The 16,364-nt window shown below is 67.8% G+C and carries 22 protein-coding genes; 20 read left to right on the forward strand and 2 right to left on the reverse strand.

Annotated elements, in window-relative coordinates:
* Positions 1 to 3: 3 nt before the first annotated feature.
* Positions 4 to 459 (reverse strand): hypothetical protein, encoded by a 456-nt coding sequence (locus tag BQ9890_RS09760; RefSeq protein WP_075891162.1) that lies wholly within the window; start codon positions 457 to 459, stop codon positions 4 to 6.
* 94 nt (positions 460 to 553) lie between these two features.
* Here BQ9890_RS09760 and BQ9890_RS09765 point away from each other — a divergent pair, with 94 nt between their 5' ends.
* The 14 genes from BQ9890_RS09765 to BQ9890_RS09830 all read left to right on the forward strand — a co-directional run bounded on the left by BQ9890_RS09765 (position 554) and on the right by BQ9890_RS09830 (position 8,564).
* Positions 554 to 820: a helix-turn-helix domain-containing protein gene (locus BQ9890_RS09765; RefSeq protein WP_078062364.1), complete on the forward strand. Its 267-nt coding sequence runs from the start codon at positions 554 to 556 to the stop codon at positions 818 to 820.
* Between the two features lies 1 nt (position 821).
* Complete coding sequence (locus tag BQ9890_RS09770) at positions 822 to 1,049, forward strand: hypothetical protein (RefSeq protein ID WP_075891164.1); 228 nt, start codon at positions 822 to 824, stop codon at positions 1,047 to 1,049.
* Between the two features lie 21 nt (positions 1,050 to 1,070).
* A complete protein-coding gene (locus BQ9890_RS09775; RefSeq protein ID WP_075891166.1) occupies positions 1,071 to 1,256 on the forward strand; it encodes a hypothetical protein in 186 nt (61 codons plus the stop codon).
* Between the two features lie 667 nt (positions 1,257 to 1,923).
* Positions 1,924 to 2,376, forward strand: coding sequence for a hypothetical protein (locus BQ9890_RS15675; RefSeq protein WP_154671910.1), 453 nt, complete (start codon positions 1,924 to 1,926; stop codon positions 2,374 to 2,376).
* Positions 2,373 to 2,741: a hypothetical protein gene (locus BQ9890_RS09785; RefSeq protein WP_075891170.1), complete on the forward strand. Its 369-nt coding sequence runs from the start codon at positions 2,373 to 2,375 to the stop codon at positions 2,739 to 2,741. The genes BQ9890_RS15675 and BQ9890_RS09785 overlap by 4 nt, the downstream gene beginning before the upstream one ends.
* On the forward strand, positions 2,738 to 3,400 hold the full coding sequence (locus BQ9890_RS09790) for a ParB N-terminal domain-containing protein (RefSeq protein ID WP_075891172.1): 663 nt from the start codon (positions 2,738 to 2,740) through the stop codon (positions 3,398 to 3,400). Before BQ9890_RS09785 ends, BQ9890_RS09790 begins: the two co-directional genes overlap by 4 nt.
* Complete coding sequence (locus tag BQ9890_RS09795; protein ID WP_075891174.1) at positions 3,397 to 3,660, forward strand: hypothetical protein; 264 nt, start codon at positions 3,397 to 3,399, stop codon at positions 3,658 to 3,660. Before BQ9890_RS09790 ends, BQ9890_RS09795 begins: the two co-directional genes overlap by 4 nt.
* 6 nt (positions 3,661 to 3,666) lie before the next feature.
* On the forward strand, positions 3,667 to 4,497 hold the full coding sequence (locus tag BQ9890_RS09800) for a DNA translocase FtsK (RefSeq protein WP_075891176.1): 831 nt from the start codon (positions 3,667 to 3,669) through the stop codon (positions 4,495 to 4,497).
* A gap of 65 nt (positions 4,498 to 4,562) precedes the next feature.
* Entirely contained in the window at positions 4,563 to 4,898 is a 336-nt protein-coding gene (locus BQ9890_RS09805; protein ID WP_143226298.1) for a hypothetical protein, read from the forward strand.
* Entirely contained in the window at positions 4,895 to 5,197 is a 303-nt protein-coding gene (locus BQ9890_RS09810) for a DUF4406 domain-containing protein (RefSeq protein ID WP_075891180.1), read from the forward strand. The genes BQ9890_RS09805 and BQ9890_RS09810 overlap by 4 nt, the downstream gene beginning before the upstream one ends.
* The gene (locus tag BQ9890_RS09815; protein WP_075891182.1) at positions 5,194 to 5,373 is read left to right on the forward strand and encodes a hypothetical protein; all 180 of its coding nucleotides are present in this window, start codon (positions 5,194 to 5,196) and stop codon (positions 5,371 to 5,373) included. Before BQ9890_RS09810 ends, BQ9890_RS09815 begins: the two co-directional genes overlap by 4 nt.
* The gene (locus BQ9890_RS09820; protein ID WP_075891184.1) at positions 5,366 to 7,876 is read left to right on the forward strand and encodes a DNA methyltransferase; all 2,511 of its coding nucleotides are present in this window, start codon (positions 5,366 to 5,368) and stop codon (positions 7,874 to 7,876) included. Before BQ9890_RS09815 ends, BQ9890_RS09820 begins: the two co-directional genes overlap by 8 nt.
* Positions 7,873 to 8,067, forward strand: coding sequence for a hypothetical protein (locus tag BQ9890_RS09825; protein WP_075891186.1), 195 nt, complete (start codon positions 7,873 to 7,875; stop codon positions 8,065 to 8,067). The genes BQ9890_RS09820 and BQ9890_RS09825 overlap by 4 nt, the downstream gene beginning before the upstream one ends.
* Entirely contained in the window at positions 8,067 to 8,564 is a 498-nt protein-coding gene (locus BQ9890_RS09830) for a single-stranded DNA-binding protein (protein ID WP_075891188.1), read from the forward strand. Before BQ9890_RS09825 ends, BQ9890_RS09830 begins: the two co-directional genes overlap by 1 nt.
* A gap of 225 nt (positions 8,565 to 8,789) precedes the next feature.
* Here BQ9890_RS09830 and BQ9890_RS15375 read toward each other — a convergent pair whose 3' ends face one another.
* Entirely contained in the window at positions 8,790 to 9,275 is a 486-nt protein-coding gene (locus BQ9890_RS15375) for a hypothetical protein (RefSeq protein ID WP_143226299.1), read from the reverse strand.
* A gap of 104 nt (positions 9,276 to 9,379) precedes the next feature.
* Here BQ9890_RS15375 and BQ9890_RS09835 point away from each other — a divergent pair, with 104 nt between their 5' ends.
* The 6 genes from BQ9890_RS09835 (at position 9,380) to BQ9890_RS09870 (ending at position 16,360) form a co-directional block, all read left to right on the forward strand.
* On the forward strand, positions 9,380 to 9,868 hold the full coding sequence (locus BQ9890_RS09835; RefSeq protein WP_230297894.1) for a hypothetical protein: 489 nt from the start codon (positions 9,380 to 9,382) through the stop codon (positions 9,866 to 9,868).
* Between the two features lie 97 nt (positions 9,869 to 9,965).
* On the forward strand, positions 9,966 to 11,048 hold the full coding sequence (locus BQ9890_RS09840) for a hypothetical protein (RefSeq protein WP_075891192.1): 1,083 nt from the start codon (positions 9,966 to 9,968) through the stop codon (positions 11,046 to 11,048).
* Positions 11,049 to 12,131: 1,083 nt separating this feature from the next.
* Positions 12,132 to 12,524 (forward strand): hypothetical protein, encoded by a 393-nt coding sequence (locus BQ9890_RS15910; protein ID WP_075891196.1) that lies wholly within the window; start codon positions 12,132 to 12,134, stop codon positions 12,522 to 12,524.
* A 333-nt stretch (positions 12,525 to 12,857) separates the two neighbouring features.
* Complete coding sequence (locus tag BQ9890_RS09860; protein ID WP_230297895.1) at positions 12,858 to 14,168, forward strand: DNA methyltransferase; 1,311 nt, start codon at positions 12,858 to 12,860, stop codon at positions 14,166 to 14,168.
* Positions 14,125 to 14,769, forward strand: a complete 645-nt coding sequence (locus tag BQ9890_RS09865; RefSeq protein WP_075891200.1) for a terminase small subunit — start codon at positions 14,125 to 14,127, stop codon at positions 14,767 to 14,769. The genes BQ9890_RS09860 and BQ9890_RS09865 overlap by 44 nt, the downstream gene beginning before the upstream one ends.
* Positions 14,770 to 14,860: 91 nt before the next feature.
* Positions 14,861 to 16,360, forward strand: coding sequence for a terminase large subunit domain-containing protein (locus BQ9890_RS09870; RefSeq protein WP_075891202.1), 1,500 nt, complete (start codon positions 14,861 to 14,863; stop codon positions 16,358 to 16,360).
* Positions 16,361 to 16,364: the final 4 nt, after the last annotated feature.

Genomic DNA, 16,364 nt, shown 5'->3' on the forward strand with positions numbered 1-16,364 from the left:
CTGCTACTCGACGTCCTGACTGTCGGGACCTGGCGTGCGCTCGCGGGCCGCGTAGGGCAGCCGCTTCGCTTCCTCGATCTCTTCGTCGGAGACGGTACCCGTGGCCGTGGGCATCTCGGTCGGGAAGGGAACGATCTCCGCTTCGGCACTCTGAGCTGCCGACTCGGCCCTGGTCAAGTCGTCATAGGTCTCGCCGGTGATCTCGCCGCACTCCACAACCACGCGGTCGTATGCGGTCTGGACGATGTCGCGAGGCTCAACACCGATGGTCTCGCACGCTTCGCAGAGGACTGCGAGCGGGATCTGGACCTTGCCGTTGAGCCAGCGGTTGAAGGCTGCGATCGACCGGTGGTTGTCAGTGGCGACCTGCGCGGCGTTGAACCCGCGGGAAATGATCTTGCCCTTGAGCTCCAAACCGACGTAGCGGGTGAAGAGCTCTGCTCTCTCTCGTTTGTCCATGCGGATAGTCTAGCGCTCATAATGGACAATCGCAATGCTCAAACCGACAACAAGACCGCTTGACATTGCTCCGCTGGGTACCTAGATTGTTCACATGAGCAATCGAGTTACTTCCGAGTCCGCTGAAGCGGTCGCCTGGACCGCCCGGACCATCACCGACGCCATCGACAGCTCCAGTCTCACGAAGCTGTCGATCTCCGACGAGACGGGAATCCCGTACTCCACGCTCAACCGGAAGCTGGCAGGAAAGTCCGACTTCACCTTCGCTGAGCTCATCCTCCTCGCCGAAGCGATCGGCGTTTCCCCCGCCGACTTCACCCCGCCCGCGCTCCAGAGGTCGTGCGAGAAGGTCCCAGCCTGACATGACCGCGACAACAATCGTGCGCCGACTCCAGCTCCGTGAGGCCGCCACCCTCGCCGGGGTCTCCGTCGCGACCCTCACGCGCGCCATCCACACCACGGACCCCGAGTCGTACCCCCCGCCCCTTCGCGCCAGCCGAGTCGGAGCCTCCTCCCGAGCCCGCTTCCAGGTCCGCGAGGACGACCTCGCCACATGGCTCGAAGAGTGCGAAACCCGCTACCCCGGCTGACCCCAACACCAAGGACCACCAATGAGCACGCACCCCCGGCCCACGAACGGCGCCGACCTGAAGCACTACATCGACGGCATGGCGAACCTCCTGGAGGCCGCCACCGACGCCCTGGCCAACCACCACGCCACTGAGGACAGCCTCCTCGCCTTCATGCGCGGCTACGTCGGCGCCGCCCAGGACAACCTCACCACCGACACCAAATGAGAAGCACCCCCACCGGTTGCCGCCGGTGGGGGCCAAAGAACCCTCGTCGATTCACCAGAAAGGCTACCAAGATGCACCCCACACCGAAACCCCCCACCGCGCTCGCGGTCGACCACGACGCGGAGTTCCTCTCCGACGTGCAGTGGTGGGCGCTGTCGTCCGCGATCGTGGGCGACCACATTCAGGTCCGAGGTCCCCGTCGCGCGACGAGCGGCATCCTGTGGTCCTCGCCCCGGCTGGTGCCGGGTCGGGACTCGATGATCCTGCGGGCCGACATCATGACTGCTCCGGGCACGGCCCCCGTCCGGGTGGAGGTTCCCGCCGACGAGGTGGGCCGGTACCACGTAGCTCGGCGCGAGCCGTCTGGGTGGGTGTCGGTGGAGGAGCGGGTGGCGGCGACGCCGGGCCCGCTGGTGGAGCGGGTGGCGGCGACGCCGGGCCCGCTGGTGGAGCGCTTGGCGCGGCGGGGGGGCGGCCGGCGGGNCACCCCACACCGAAACCCCCCACCGCGCTCGCGGTCGACCACGACGCGGAGTTCCTCTCCGACGTGCAGTGGTGGGCGCTGTCGTCCGCGATCGTGGGCGACCACATTCAGGTCCGAGGTCCCCGTCGCGCGACGAGCGGCATCCTGTGGTCCTCGCCCCGGCTGGTGCCGGGTCGGGACTCGATGATCCTGCGGGCCGACATCATGACTGCTCCGGGCACGGCCCCCGTCCGGGTGGAGGTTCCCGCCGACGAGGTGGGCCGGTACCACGTAGCTCGGCGCGAGCCGTCTGGGTGGGTGTCGGTGGAGGAGCGGGTGGCGGCGACGCCGGGCCCGCTGGTGGAGCGGGTGGCGGCGACGCCGGGCCCGCTGGTGGAGCGCTTGGCGCGGCGGGTGCGCGCCTGGCGGATCCTCACTTCGGTGCGCAGCGGTGCCGTCTTGTCAATGGTGACGGAGGACCAGGCGGTCACGGGCAAGGTCGATTCGGCGCCGATCCTGTCGGTGGATGACGGGCTGACGTCGGTCCTGATCACCCTGCGCTTGCACACCGGCCGCCTGGACGTCGTCGGGGTGCCGGTGACGCACGCGGAGCGCGTGCTCGCGACTGTCGCGACGGACACCTGGACCGAACGATGAACCGCAACGTCTGGCACACAGAGCACGCGGTCTCATTCACCCCGGAGCTTGAGGTCCGCCACCCGGCGTGCCTGGGCACGGCCGTGATCCACGTGGACGAGGTCCGCATCTCGAATCCGACCGACCGGGAGTGGGTGAAGGTCTCCCTCCAGGTGACGGAGTTAGAGGAGGGCCTGCCCTACATCGCCCTGGAGGCGTTGAAGCGCATGCGGTGGAGCGTGGAGCACCGGCGTGTGTTCGTTGAGGACCCGACGCAGGAGGGCGTGTGGACGCCACTGGGGTCCCGCCCTCTGGACCGCGTGGTGGGCGCCCTCGTGGAGGCCGCCCGGGTCTGTGACGCCTCGGTGAGGAGGTCCCTGGCATGAGCTCCCGTGTCATTCCCGTGCCGACGTGGATCGTCGTGTCGGGCCTCGTCCTCCTGATCGCGTCCGGGATCCTCCTGGACTCGACCTTGCCCATCTCGGTGGGTCTCCTGCCCGGAGCCGTGGCCGTAGGCCTGGCGGCCGCCACCTGGGGGTACCTCCCCTACCTCGATCACTCTCCCCGAAAGGCTTTCCCCATGACCAGGTACGGCACGCTCCGGTGGGTCGCTCCCGACAATCTCCAGTTCCTTGAGGCCAAGATCTGGCCTGAGTCCGACGAGCCCTTGGACTGGATGGTGGACTCGGTGCGGGTACTCTCCGTCCTTGCCCCGGTGGTGGCGTTCGAGAACCGGGTGGGCCAGCTGGTGGTGCTGGATGGTCGCCGCCGGGTGCGTGCTGCGGCCCTGGCGATGGTGCCCGAGGTCCCCGTGTTCGTGATTGAGGGGCAGACGGCGGAGGGCCAGGCACTCAAGCAGCTGGTCCTCAACATCACGGGCGGGACCCCCACACCCCAGCAGGTCCATCGCATGGTGGAGATCCTCGCCATGATGGGTGTCCCAGCGGAGGTGGTCGCGGAGACGACGGGCATCCCGGAGGACGAGGTGCTCCGCATCAGCGAGGACGCACACCTGATCTACCGCGGCGGGGAGGCCTCCCGGTGAGCGACCTCGACCCCGCGCCCGCCACCATGCCTGCCCCGGGCGGGGCGCAGACCTTGCGCCAGGCCCTGGGCGATGTGATCGCCCAGCTGGTGCCCGCCGGCAGTGTCGTCACGGAGTTCATCGCAGACGACGAGGACCTGTGCATCGGGTACTGGGTGCACAACGACGGCGACGTTGCGGCCGCCTCCCACGGGGACATCAGGCAGTCCCACACCATCACTTACCGGCTCGACCGGCCCCTCTCCGACTACGTGAGGTGACATCCCATGCCCAAGATCAAGGCGACCCTGCCCAAGAACACTGAGACGAACGGCCTCTACGAGCTGGCGCGGCGAGCGGCAGCTGACCCGACGAAGCTGCACATGGCGATCGTCGTGTGCGACTGCTCGAAGATCGAGGTGGATACCGACACCGGTGCGCGCGACGCCACGGTGAGGATCCGCCGCATCGAGGAGGTGGCCCCCGGGGACCTGCGGTCCGCGGAGTACCTGCTGAGCCACGGCATCGAGTGGCGCCTCGGCGACAGCCTGCTGCCCTTCGACATCGACAAGGAGATGGCGGCGATCTTCCCGCCTGGCACGACGATCGACACGGAGACGGGTGTCATCACCGTGCCGGGGGATGAGTACTCCGACGACGAGGACGACGAGGGCGGCGCCACGCCAGGCCCTGGCACCGAGCAGGCGGCCGCGCCGGATGAGCCGTTCGACGTGGTTAAGGCCGCGGAGGAAGCGATCCTCGACCGCATCGCGGAGGCCGCGCCGGCACCCGTCGCGGACCCAGCCATCCCAGCAGAGGACGTGGCGGATGCGGCGCGCATGGTGATCGTCTCCCAGCTGGGCTCGACGTCGATGATCCAGCGGAAACTGCGTGTCGGCTTCGCGAAGGCGGGCCGCATCATGGACGAGCTCGAAGCATGGGGTGTTGTCGGCCCCGCCCAGGGAGCGAAAGCCCGCAACGTCCTCGCCAACCCTGAGGACCTCGACACCATCGTGGGCGACATCCTCCACACCGGCACCGACGATGCGCCCGAGGACGCTCCCGCGCCCGAGATCGTCGCTACCGACGAGGACCTCGACGGCGGTGACGCCGCATGAGCTCACCGAGCATTTCAGGGTTCACCGCGACCATCCGTCGCAGCGACGCAGAGTGGGAGACGTGCATGGCCAGGGATGGCATGCTGTTCGTGCCCGAGCGTCTCAACGTCAGCTACGGCGAGGACCAGGGTCCACTCGGCGCGTGGCTGAGTGTGACGGCAGTCGGCTGGGTGCCGCGCAGTGGGGCACTCACCCTGTTCTCGCTGCCTGTCGACTCTGCCGAAGCGGTCATGCAGGTCTGGGAGACGTGGGTCGATGGGTTCTACTCGTCGCCCGACACCTACTGGGCTCAGCGCGGTGACCACGCGATCCGGGATCTGCCCACCTGGATCACCTGCGTCCTCGACGACGCCCTCCCCGACGTCTGGCGCGCAGTGCGCGGTCAGCAGGTGGCCGCATGAAAATCTACATCGCAGGCCCCATGACCGGACTGCCCGACTACAACCGCCCGTCATTCCACGACGCCGCCGGCGTCCTGCAAGGCCTCGGCCATGAGCCGCTCAACCCGGCAGCCATCGACCTCGGCGGGGACGCCGTCTGGCAGGACTACATGCGCGCCACCACCCGGCTCCTCACCCAGGCGGACGCCGTGTGCGTCCTCCCCGGATGGGAGAAGTCCCGCGGCGCGTACGTGGAAGTCCTCTGGGCACGCGGTTGCGGCATCCCCGTCCTTGACCTCGCCACAGGGAGGGCCGTATGAGCACCATCCACCTGACCGACAACGACCTCCGCGAGATCAAGCTCGAGGTCGACGTCGCCCGCGAAGACATGGGCGCCACCTCCACCAACCCCGCCCTCGACGACTACCTCCTCGGCGTGGCCATCGGCACCACCCTCCGCATCGTCACAACCCCGATGGAGGCCGACCATGAGTGACCTCACCTACGAGGAGTTCGTGGCCGACAAGGCCAACCTCACCGCCGACTACGGCTTCGACGTCCACCCCGACCAGATCAACCCAATCCTGTTCCCCCACCAGGCGGACGCTGTGCGATGGGCCTGCAAGGGCGGCCGGCGCGCCCTCTTCGAGGCCTTCGGCCTCGGCAAGTCCATGCAGCAGCTGGAGATCATCCGCCTCTGCCTCGCTCACGAAGGGGACGGCGCTCGCGGCCTGATCGTCTGCCCGTTGGGTGTGCGCCAAGAGTTCAAAGCGGACGCCGCGAAGCTCGGCATCGAGATCCGCTTCGTGCGCCGCTCGGATGAGGTCACCGGGCCGGGCATGTACTTGACGAACTACGAGTCGGTGCGTGACGGGAAGCTGGACCCGGCCATGTTCACCGCGGTGAGCCTGGACGAGGCCAGCATCCTCCGCTCCTTCGGGTCCAAGACGTACCAGACGTTCCTGACCCTGTTCGACGCGGTGCCCTACCGGTTCGTGGCCACGGCCACCCCGTCTCCGAACCGCTACAAGGAGCTGATCCACTACGCCGGCTACCTCGGTGTGATGGACACGGGGCAGGCGCTGACCCGGTTCTTCAAGCGGGACTCGACGAAGGCGAACAACCTCACGCTGTACCCGCACAAGGAGACCGAGTTCTGGCTGTGGCTCCACTCCTGGGCGCTGTTCCTCCTGCGTCCCTCGGACCTCGGCTACTCCGATGAGGGGTACGAGCTGCCCGACCTGGACGTGCGCTGGCACAAGGTGGAGGTCGACCAGACGAAGGTCACGGTGGACCGGGATGGGCAGGCGCACTTGTTCCGGGATGCGGCGATCGGTGTGGCGGACGCGGCCCGGGAGAAGCGCACGTCGATTCCGGCGCGCGTGGCCATGGCCCGGGACCTGGTGGAGGCCGCCCCGGATGATCACTTCATCCTCTGGCACGACTTGGAGGACGAGCGTCACGCCATCAAGGCGGCCCTGCCTGAGGCTGTGGAGGTCTACGGGTCACAGGACCTGGACGTGCGCGAGCAGCGCATCATCGACTTTTCGGAGGGCCGCTCGAGGATCCTCGCCACGAAGCCGGTGATCGCCGGGTCCGGGTGCAACTTCCAGCGCCACTGCCACCGCGCGATCTTCGTCGGCGTCGGCTTCCGGTTCAACGACTTCATCCAGGCGGTGCACCGCATCCAGCGGTTCCTGCAGACCGAGCGCGTGGTCATCGACATCATCTACGCGGAGTCCGAAGCGAGTGTGGTGGAGGTCCTCAAGGAGAAGTGGGCCCGCCACGACGAGCTGCAGGCCCGCATGGAGGACCTCGTGCGCCGCTTCGGCCTCTCCGAGACGGGCCTGGAGCAGCTGGTGCGCTCCTCCCAGGTCACGCGGGTCGCGACCCGAGGTGAGGGCTGGGAGTACGCGAACAATGACTGCGTCGAAGAGACCCGGGACATGCCCGAGAACTCCGTCGACCTGATCGTCACGAGCATCCCATTCTCCAACCAGTACGAGTACACGCCCAGCTACCTGGACTTCGGGCACACGGACGACAACTCGCACTTCTGGGCCCAGATGGACTACCTGACCCCGCAGCTGCTGCGCGTCCTGCGCCCGGGCAGGATCTACGCCTGCCACGTGAAGGACCGCATCAACTTCGGTGCCGTCACGGGCGCCGGCCTGCCGACCGTGAGCCCGTTCCACATGGAGGCCGCCTTCCACGCGATGCGCCACGGCTTCGACTATCTGGGCATGATCACGGTCGTCACCGACGTGGTCCGGGAGAACAACCAGACCTACCGCTTGGGCTGGACCGAGGCATGCAAGGACATGACGAAGATGGGCGTCGGCAGCCCGGAGTACGTGCTCTTGTTCCACAAGCCGCAGTCGGACCGCACCCGCGGCTACGCGGACGTGCCCGTGACCCACTCGAAGGATGAGTACACGCGGGCCCGGTGGCAGGTCGACGCCCACGCCTACTGGCGATCTTCCGGGAACCGGCTCCTGACGGCCGAGGAGCTCGCCTCGGTGTCGATGAGTGATCGCATGCGGATGTTCACCGAGGAGTCGGAGCGCACCGTCTACGACGCTGGCCGGCACGTGGCACTCGCGGAGGACCTCGACGCCCGCGGTGACCTGTCCTCCACGTTCATGAGCCTCGCGCCCGGGTCTTGGTCGCCGTTCGTGTGGACCGACATCAACCGCATGCTCACCCTCAACACCGCCCAGTCCCAGCGCCGCCAGGCGATGCACGTCTGCCCCCTGCAGTTCGACATCGTGGATCGCCTCATCGAGCGCTACTCCAACCCGGGTGACCTCGTGTTCGACCCCTTCGGTGGGCTGGGCACGGTCCCGGTGCGCGCCATGAAGGCCGGCCGGCGTGGCCGTGGCGTGGAGCTCAACCCCGACTACTACCGCGATGCCCTCGTCTACCTCAGGGAGACGGAGGCCGCCGTCAACTCCCCGGACCTGTTCTCGGTCCTCGAATCGAATGGAGACGCAGCATGAGCAAGATCAGCGACGAACGCGTGGCGGAGCTCCTCTACAACGCGGCCTGGGCGTCTGTCGAGGACGAGCCGCCGGTCCAGTGGTGCGACCTGACGGACGAGCGCCAGCTCACGGGGTATCGGGGCCAAGCGGCTGCGTTCATCTCGCTCTTGCGCGTCGGCGGCCATGAGATCACCGAGGTGGGCGACTGATGGCCGGGGAGACGATCCTGACCTTGGTCGGGAACCTGACGGCGGACCCGGAGCTGCGGTTCACGCCCTCGGGTGCGGCGGTCGCGGACTTCACGGTGGCTTCGACGCCGCGGACGTTCGACCGGAACACGAACGAGTGGCGGGACGGCAACACCCTGTTCATGCGCTGCTCGGTGTGGCGGGAGGCCGCGGAGAACGTGGCGGAGTCCCTGCGCAAGGGCATGCGCGTGATCGTCCAGGGCAGGTTGACGCAGCGCTCGTTCGAGACGCGCGAGGGCGAGCGGCGCACGGTCGTGGAGCTGCAGGTGGACGAGGTCGGCCCGTCGTTGAAGCGGGCGCGCGCCCAGGTGACTCGCAACCAGCCCCAGCAGCAGGGGGGTGGCTTCGGGCAGGGCGGGTATGCCCCGGCTCCGGCACGGGGTGCGCCTGCACCTCAACCGCAGGACCCGTGGGACCCGGCCCAGCGCGGTGACGTCCCGACTGAGCCGCCGTTCTGATGCCCACCTACGCGCCGACGCGCACCTGCCCCGAGTGTGGGGAGCCCGTGGGGGCGGGCATCGTGCGCCACCCGGCCTGCTACGAGCAGCACCAACTACAGGTCTACGGCTTCACGGAGCGCCGATGGATGCTCCGTCACCCGCGAGTCAGATCTAACCCAAGGAGCGAACGTGAGCCGACGACTTAGGACTTGCATGAGTGAGCTCGACGATTGGGCGATGACTTCAAAGAGGTCGATCTCCGAACGACAAGTAGACAGGAGCATCGCGTCCCTCAATCCCAAGTTCGAGGCCGGCCGTCCAGGGATCTGCGAGAGTCTCTTCAACGAATCCCCGAATGGACTGATGCGCTCGGATCACAGTTCCGACCTCGAGGCCAACCACAGCATCATCACTGCCGTCGACACTTCTGGACGTCACGATCATCTCGCGTGGGGTGGTGTTCCGAACCGCAAACTGGGACTTTCCGAGCCACGCGACGGTCAACGGCGGTGCGGTGAGATTCTCGACCAAGGACTCAACGCCGCGAGCCGTTGCCTCGGCCGCGGCAGCCTGTCGAACAGCGGCGTCGAGCTTCCTCTGCGTCTCGTCCCGAGCGGTCTCTGCCTTCTCCTTTGCTTCGTTCGATCTATGCGCCTTCCACCAGGAGAACCCCGCGCCGCCCATCGACAGCATCGTCAGTCCGATCTCCACCCAGTCTGCGAGAGCCATGGTCCAACGCTACGTGCCCAGAGAGCGCGAGGGCAGCGATTGAGCCGTGCGCACCCGCATTCACATCAATCCTGCAGCTGTGTGAAGAGCAGAAAGGCGAACGAGTGATGGACCCGTTCTCGATCATGATCCCCGTCGAGCAGGATGCTGTTCTGTCCGAGAACGGGCGCCAGCATCGCATGGTGAAAGCCGCGATCACCAAGGACCTGCGCGGCCGGGGCAAGATGTTCGGCACGAACGTGCGGAACCGGCGCGGCCGCCGCGGCCAGCTCGAACGCGCCGTCGTCATCGTCTGGGTCGCCCGCCCCCAGGGCACCCTCGGAGACGCCGCCAACTTCACGCCCACCGTGAAGGCACTCTTCGACGGCATGGTCGCCGACGCGAAGTTCTTGCCCAACGACAACGACCGCTACGTCCGTGGGCCCTTCATCCTGCCCGCCGACCACCCTGCTAGCGCCCCCGGGCGCAGCGAGTTCACTTTCGAGTTCTACCCCGCCGACTACTTCCCCACGCAGACCCGCATCCGGGCCGCACTCGCGGACTTCCTGCCCCGACTGACGGGAGGGGAGGTGATGACGCATGGCGAAGTCTGAAGATCCGCCCGAGGGCAAGTTCTGCCCCTCGTGTGGCGGCTTGATCAACCCTTTCACCGGCGAGTGCCGGTGCTCTGACTGACCCGAGAGGAAACCGATGGCCTGGCTGAGATCCGGTGACGAGGCCGCCACCTACCCCAAGCTCATGAGCGTCATGGGCATGCAGGGGGTGGACTCTCGCACGCTCAACGAGCTCGCGGGGTTCGTGTGGCGGGCGGCCACCATGGGCGCCGCCCACTGGACGGACTACGTCATTGATCTGGGCACCCTGATGATGCTGGGCAACGGTCGTCACGAGGAGCTCATCCGTCTGGCCGTGGCCGCGGGCCTCATGGAGTGGATCGAGGTCGACGGGATCCGCAAGGTCAAGATCCTGGAGGACACGAGCTTCCTGCACATGCTCTCCAAGGAGAGCAGCGAGTGGGAGCGCCAGCGCGACAACGACAACCGCGATCCGGGCCTCAAGGGGCCCGTCATCCTGCGAGACGGCGACAACTGCCGATACTGCGGGCGCGAGGTGTACTGGTCGGGGCCCTCGGGCAACCGGAAGGGCACCCTGGACCACCGGGTCCCCGGCAAGCCGGGAACGGTCGCGACAATGGTCGTCTCATGCACCCTGTGCAACTCCCAGCGCCAAGATGACGAGACCGGGACGTGGGACCGCGACCACCCGCTCCTCCCCATCCCGCCCATGCCGAAGTACGGCGCCTGGGCGAGACGCTACTTCCTGGACCACGGGATCAGGACCGACCTGACTCCTTCGACGACTGGCGGGACGTCCGCGGGTCTCCCCCAAGCCTCAGAGACGCCCTCGGTGGGCGATCTCGCGGGCGAGGGCGAGCACCCCGGTCCTGCGAGTCACGAGGTCGAGCCCGGCGCGCCCGAGGGCATCTCGGAGCAGGTGGACCCCGGCACCCATCAGGGTGCGTCCGCGGGACCCCGCTCCGATGGCCCCGGCGCCGGCGGTCCGCTCCCGCAGAGTCCGCCCCGAGTCGCAGGCGAGTCTCACGACCAGTCGCAGACTCGGGGCCTCGGAAGTCACGACTTGCCGGGTCGGGTCGGGACGGGACGGGCAGGTCCGGGAAGGGAAGGTTCGGGCAGGCACGGGAATGGTCGGTCCGGGAAGGGCAGCAAGGCGACTCCCAGGTCTGGGAAGCACAAGCGGAGGAGGAGACGGTGAGCAGCTGTGTGTCTGGGTGCGTGATCAGGGGTCAGCATCTGGTGTCCTGTGCGGATGAGGAGTGCAAGGGATGTGTGCCCAGGCCTGCTGAGGTGGGGCGCTTGTGCCAGTGGTGCTGGCAGTCCCTGGTGGGTGCGGTGGTGGATGTCCCGACCGTGACGGCACACCTGGCGTACCTCGCGAGGCCGGCGCTGTCGTCCCCGTCGGGCAAGACCGATGGCGGTGGCGGGGCGCCGGGCCCGCGGATCCTGTATCCGCCTGAGCTGGATGCGGCCGACGAGCTGGTCGGTGCCCTGGGCGTGTGGGTGGAGGAGATCGTGGCCGAGCACCCGGCCCACCTTCTGGGCCCTTCACGGATCGGGTGGCGGTGGTCGAGGCCGGGTGTCCAGATGCTCCATGGCGAAGAGGTGTCTCCTGATCCCGTGCCGCTGGGTGCGTCCCAAGAGGCGGTCGAGGCGACTCAGCGGTGGATCATGCCGCACCTGCGGTGGGTCGCTGACCAAGAGTGGGCGGGCGAGATGCGTGCCGAGCTGTCCCGGATGGTGGCGACGATCCGCGCGCGCTGGCCGTGGGAGGAACGCCCGCATGTGGTGCCGATGCCGTGCCCGTCGTGTGGGTGCTACTCGCTGACCTACCATCCTCCTTCGGTGGAGCGAGCCCCGCAGATGGTCACCTGCGACAGCCCGGAGTGCGGACGGCAGTGGGTGGATGACACGTGGACCCGCCTGGTGTCCATGGCGATCGAGTCCGGCGACCGGGGGAAGCGAGTGCGACGTGCGTGCGCCTGACGGGATCGAGTGGTTGCGGCCAGACGATGTGGCCGACCGGCTGCCGGGTGTGACTCGGGACCTGGTGTGGAAATGGGCGCGACGAGGCAGGGTCCGGACGATGAAGGTTGGCCGGGAGCTGTGGGTGTGCTGGCCAGACGCGGCGGTGCAGGAACGCACCACACGCCGGTATCGCGATGCTTGCAGAGTGCCCTGACCTCGGGTGTACAGTGGGTGCCAGCGGACGAGGTATGTCCACGGTGACCCGGGAGCGCATGACGCCCCGGGTTTCGTCGTCTCGGAGTGAGGTGATCCTGTGGCCGATCCCCGTTCACACCGCCGGTACAAGAAGCTCCATGGCGAGTTCCACGCCCTGTGCATCGAGGCGGATGCGCCGTGCTGGATCTGCGGGCAGGCCATTGACTACGACGCTGAGCTCAGCGATGAGACCAACCGGTCCCGCTTCCAGCTCGATCACTACTACCCCGTGGCCGACTATCCAGAGCTGGCGCTCGACCCGGCGAACTTCCGGGCATCCCACGCGGGCTGCAACAACGCGCGGTCGAACGACGCTCCACACCCGGGCGTCGGCAGACTCAGTCGCGACTGGACGGTCCCGCTGTTCGCGGCGACTGACGATGACGAGGAGGACGACGATGCCGAAGACTCCCGACATGCACGCGTCCATCAGCCTGCCCCTGTTCACTGAGCTGGGCAGCGAGCGCGTGGACCTGGGCACCTTGGAGGTGCCGCTGCGCGTCTCGGTCGACGCGATCCGGCCCTCGACCACCCGATCGGCGCGAGTCGGCACTGGCTTCGTGAAGATCGACCCGTCGTCAGGGGGTAGGGGGGGGTTCAGATCACGGCTGACCTCAAGGTCGGCCTAGGCCCCGCCCGGCCAGAGTCCTCTCTCTCCCCCGTACCCCACCCCCATGGGCGGAAAAACGGGCGAAAACGCGCATGCGCGCACGGGCAGAAACTACCCCCCCCCCCGCTAAAACTGCACGTCAGGTAGAGTTTCGACCGCTGATCGGAGGTCCTCGTGATCGCTGATCTGGCCATCGAGTACGTGCCGATCGACGCCGTCCGGACCCACCCGCGCAACGCTCGCCGCGGCGCGGTCGGGGCAATCCGGGACTCCATCCGAACCAACGGCGTCTACCGACCCCTCATCGTCCAGCGCTCCACCGGGTACGTCCTCGCCGGGAACCACACTCACAAGGCCCTGGCCGCTGAGGGCGCGACCGCAGTGCCCGTGACCTACGTCGACGTCGACGATGACGGCGCGGCCCGCATCATGGTGGCCGACAACCGGACTGCCGACCTCGGGGACTACGACGAGAAGCTGCTCTCCGAGGTCCTCTCATCACTGCCGGACCTGTCCGGCACGGGGTATGACGAGGGCGCGCTCGCAGACCTGCTCGACGCGATCATGGCGCCGGGCGAAGTGCGAGGCGACCCTGACAATGCGCCCGAGGCCCCCGACTCGCCGGTCTCCCGGGAAGGTGACCTCTGGCTGCTGGGCGACCATCGCGTGATCTGCGGAGACTCCTGCCGACCTGAGACCTACAGGGAACTCCTCGACGGGGCCGTGGCCGAGGCGATGTGGACGGATCCGCCCTACGGCGTCGAGTACGTCGGCGGCACCGGCGACCGGATGACGATTCGCAACGACAGTGCCGAAGGCGCCCGTCAGGTCGTGGAGGCGTTCCTCCCGGCGGCCCGGCCCTTCATCCGGCCCGGCGGCGCGGTCTACGTCTGCCACGCAGAGTCGCAGCGCAGCTATCTCGAAGGCGCGCTCGCGGCGTCGGGGTATGTCCTGCGCCAGGCGTTGGTGTGGGTGAAGGATCGGTTCGTCCTGGGGCACTCGGACTATCAGAACGGCCACGAGCCGATCCTTTCCGCCGAGGTGCCAGAGAAGGAGTTCCAGCACATCGCCTACGGGTTCGCCGAGGGCGGCAGTGGGCGTCTCGGCCGGGGTGGCCCGCATTGGCACGGCGACAACCGATCCTCGACGGTGTTCGAGGTCGGGAAGCCCAAGGCGTCGGCGCTGCATCCGACGATGAAGCCGGTCGAACTGATCCGTCCCATGGTGCGCAACTCGGTCGTTCGTGGCGGTCTCGTCCTCGATGCCTTCGGCGGGTCCGGGTCAACGGTGATCGCGGCTCACATGGAGGGTCGTCGCGCAGCGCTCGTGGAGCTGGATCCGCGCTACGTGGACGTCATCTGTCGGAGGTTCGAGGATGCGACGGGCGTCGTCCCGGTCCGAGCGTCGACCGGGGAGCCGGTCTCATTCGTAGGGGGCGAGCATGACTCAGAATCGGTCCCCTCACCCTCGGCGCGACAAGCGTGATGCACAGGCACTGGAGCTGTGGCGGGCCGGCACATCATTCGACCTGATCGCGGGGCAGCTGAACTTCAGAGATGCCGAAGCCGCGGAGGCCGCGGCAGTCCGGGAGATGGAGCGATCCCCGCAACCCAATCCGGCGGATCTGCACCGCCTGGAGCTGCACCGTCTCGATGTCCTGCAGATGGCCATGTGGCCGAAGGCGAGGCGTGGGGACAAGGCGGCGGTGGCCGCTGTACTCGACATCCAGCGGCAGCGTCAGCGACTCCAGTCGCCCTCGTCGGCTGGTGACATCTCCCTGCTGGATGCGGTCAACGAGACAGTCGCGGCGACCACTGAGCTGGATGCCTCCCGGGATGCGGCGCTGATCGCTTCGGCGCAGAAGATCGCGGCTCACGTCGACGAAGCAACCAAGGACGGGAAGGTCGAGGTCGCCGTGAAGGCGCTGTACATGATCCCTCACCTGAACAACATCCTCCAGCAGATGCTCGCGACCCCAGCGGCTCGCCGTGCTGTGGAGGATGCGGCGAAGGGGGAGGCTCATGGCAGTCGCCTCGTCAACTTCCAAGAGGAAGCCCGCAAGCGGCGCGGCGAAGCAACGGCGTAGTCCTACCCGGAAGCGCCGGCCGAAGGGCCGCCCCGGAGCGTCCGCCCCGATTCACTATTCGGATCCGAGGGCCCGCGAGGTCATGGGGTGCATGGCGCCCCGCATCTGGACGAAGCCGCTGCGCGAGCTCACCGAGGAGACGACGCTCGGCTTCGAAGTGATCCGCTTCGCGGAGGAGATGCTCCATCTCCACCTGATGCCCTGGCAGAAGTGGCTGCTGGTCCACCTCTTCGAACTGCGCCCCGATGGGAAGCTGCGGTTCCGGACCGTTGTCATCGAGGTCGCTCGCCAGAACGGGAAAAGCCTGGTCGCTCAGGTCATCTGCCTGTACCGGCTCCTCGTGGACGATACGCGTCTCGTGCTCGGCACGGCCCAGAATCTGGACGTCGCCCGCGAGGTGTGGGCCGACGCCGTGCAGCTGCTGGAGTCCTCCCCGGAGCTCGATGACGTCTTCCGGGACGTCAAGACGGGCAACGGCAAGGAACAGCTCCTCGTCAAGGTCAATCGTCAGGTCCGCCGTTGGAAGGTCGCTGCGGCCACCCGCAAGGGCGGTCGCGGGATGTCGGTCGACACGGTCCTCATGGACGAGCTGCGCGAGCAGGAGACCTGGGCCGCGTGGTCGGCCATCAAGAACACGACGATGGCCCGCGACAACGGGCTGGTCATCGGGATCTCGAATGCGGGGGACGCGTCGTCGGTCGTCCTGGCGGAACGTCGGAAGATCGGCATCGCCGAGGTCGACGAGGGCACGGACAATGCGATCTTCGAGTGGTCGGCCCCCGAGGACTGCGACCTCGACGACGTCACCGCGTGGGCCCAAGCGAACCCGGCCCTCGGCTACACGATGGGCCTGGATGCGCTCATCAACGCTCGCTCCGACCCGGAGGCGACGTTCCGCACCGAGAACCTGTGCCAGTGGGTGACGGCCATGGTCGAGACCTACGTCAACCCCGACGAGTGGCGGGCCCTCTCCGATGTCGCCTCTCAGATCGACCCGGACTCGGACGTGAAGATCGCGGTCGACGTGTCAGCCGACCGCAAGTGGTCGTCGGTGTCGGTGGCTGGGTGGCGGTCGGATGGGCGGGCGCACGTCGAGACGATCGCCTGCCGCGAGAACGTCTTCTGGGTGCTCCCGTTCCTGCGCACCGTGTGCGACGCGCTCGGCATCAACGAGGTCGTCCTGCAGGCCCGCGGCTGCGCGGCCTCGGAAATGGCTCAGCCGCTGGAGCGGGAAGGGTTCGAAGTCAGGGCGCTGCAGGGCTCTGAGCTCGGCTTCGCCACTGGCCAGTTCCACGACCGGGTCCGGGACCGCTCGATGCGTCACATCTCCCAGCCCGCGATGGACGTGGCCATTGAGGGTGCGGTGACGAAGAAGCTCGGCGAGGCGCAGGTCTGGGACCGCAACGCCTCCATGACGGACATCTCTCCACTGGTGGCCGCCTCGTGGGCGCTCTACGCCCTCGCCAACCTCCCCCTGGAGGAGGACGAGCAGACGTCGGCCTACGGGCAGATGGACGAGTGGTGGCGCAAGCCGGGCACAGACCCGACGCTCACCGCGGTGGGCGAAGAGGTGGACAAGTGGTGGCTCTGATCCG

Source organism: Actinomyces provencensis (assembly GCF_900155435.1).
In the GTDB taxonomy this organism is placed as follows: Bacteria; Actinomycetota; Actinomycetes; order Actinomycetales; family Actinomycetaceae; genus Pauljensenia; species Pauljensenia provencensis.

Coding starts and splice junctions, on each gene's coding strand:
- BQ9890_RS09785 (WP_075891170.1), top strand. CDS start 2,373: ATGAACCGCAACGTCTGGCACACAGAGCACGCGGTCTCATTCACCCCG.
- BQ9890_RS09865 (WP_075891200.1), top strand. CDS start 14,125: ATGACTCAGAATCGGTCCCCTCACCCTCGGCGCGACAAGCGTGATGCA.
- BQ9890_RS09770 (WP_075891164.1), top strand. CDS start 822: ATGACCGCGACAACAATCGTGCGCCGACTCCAGCTCCGTGAGGCCGCC.
- BQ9890_RS09790 (WP_075891172.1), top strand. CDS start 2,738: ATGAGCTCCCGTGTCATTCCCGTGCCGACGTGGATCGTCGTGTCGGGC.
- BQ9890_RS09800 (WP_075891176.1), top strand. CDS start 3,667: ATGCCCAAGATCAAGGCGACCCTGCCCAAGAACACTGAGACGAACGGC.
- BQ9890_RS09825 (WP_075891186.1), top strand. CDS start 7,873: ATGAGCAAGATCAGCGACGAACGCGTGGCGGAGCTCCTCTACAACGCG.
- BQ9890_RS09810 (WP_075891180.1), top strand. CDS start 4,895: ATGAAAATCTACATCGCAGGCCCCATGACCGGACTGCCCGACTACAAC.
- BQ9890_RS09870 (WP_075891202.1), top strand. CDS start 14,861: ATGGCGCCCCGCATCTGGACGAAGCCGCTGCGCGAGCTCACCGAGGAG.
- BQ9890_RS09840 (WP_075891192.1), top strand. CDS start 9,966: ATGGCCTGGCTGAGATCCGGTGACGAGGCCGCCACCTACCCCAAGCTC.
- BQ9890_RS09805 (WP_143226298.1), top strand. CDS start 4,563: ATGGCCAGGGATGGCATGCTGTTCGTGCCCGAGCGTCTCAACGTCAGC.
- BQ9890_RS09820 (WP_075891184.1), top strand. CDS start 5,366: ATGAGTGACCTCACCTACGAGGAGTTCGTGGCCGACAAGGCCAACCTC.
- BQ9890_RS09830 (WP_075891188.1), top strand. CDS start 8,067: ATGGCCGGGGAGACGATCCTGACCTTGGTCGGGAACCTGACGGCGGAC.
- BQ9890_RS09765 (WP_078062364.1), top strand. CDS start 554: ATGAGCAATCGAGTTACTTCCGAGTCCGCTGAAGCGGTCGCCTGGACC.
- BQ9890_RS09775 (WP_075891166.1), top strand. CDS start 1,071: ATGAGCACGCACCCCCGGCCCACGAACGGCGCCGACCTGAAGCACTAC.
- BQ9890_RS15375 (WP_143226299.1), bottom strand. CDS start 9,275: ATGGCTCTCGCAGACTGGGTGGAGATCGGACTGACGATGCTGTCGATG.
- BQ9890_RS09815 (WP_075891182.1), top strand. CDS start 5,194: ATGAGCACCATCCACCTGACCGACAACGACCTCCGCGAGATCAAGCTC.
- BQ9890_RS15675 (WP_154671910.1), top strand. CDS start 1,924: ATGATCCTGCGGGCCGACATCATGACTGCTCCGGGCACGGCCCCCGTC.
- BQ9890_RS09760 (WP_075891162.1), bottom strand. CDS start 459: ATGGACAAACGAGAGAGAGCAGAGCTCTTCACCCGCTACGTCGGTTTG.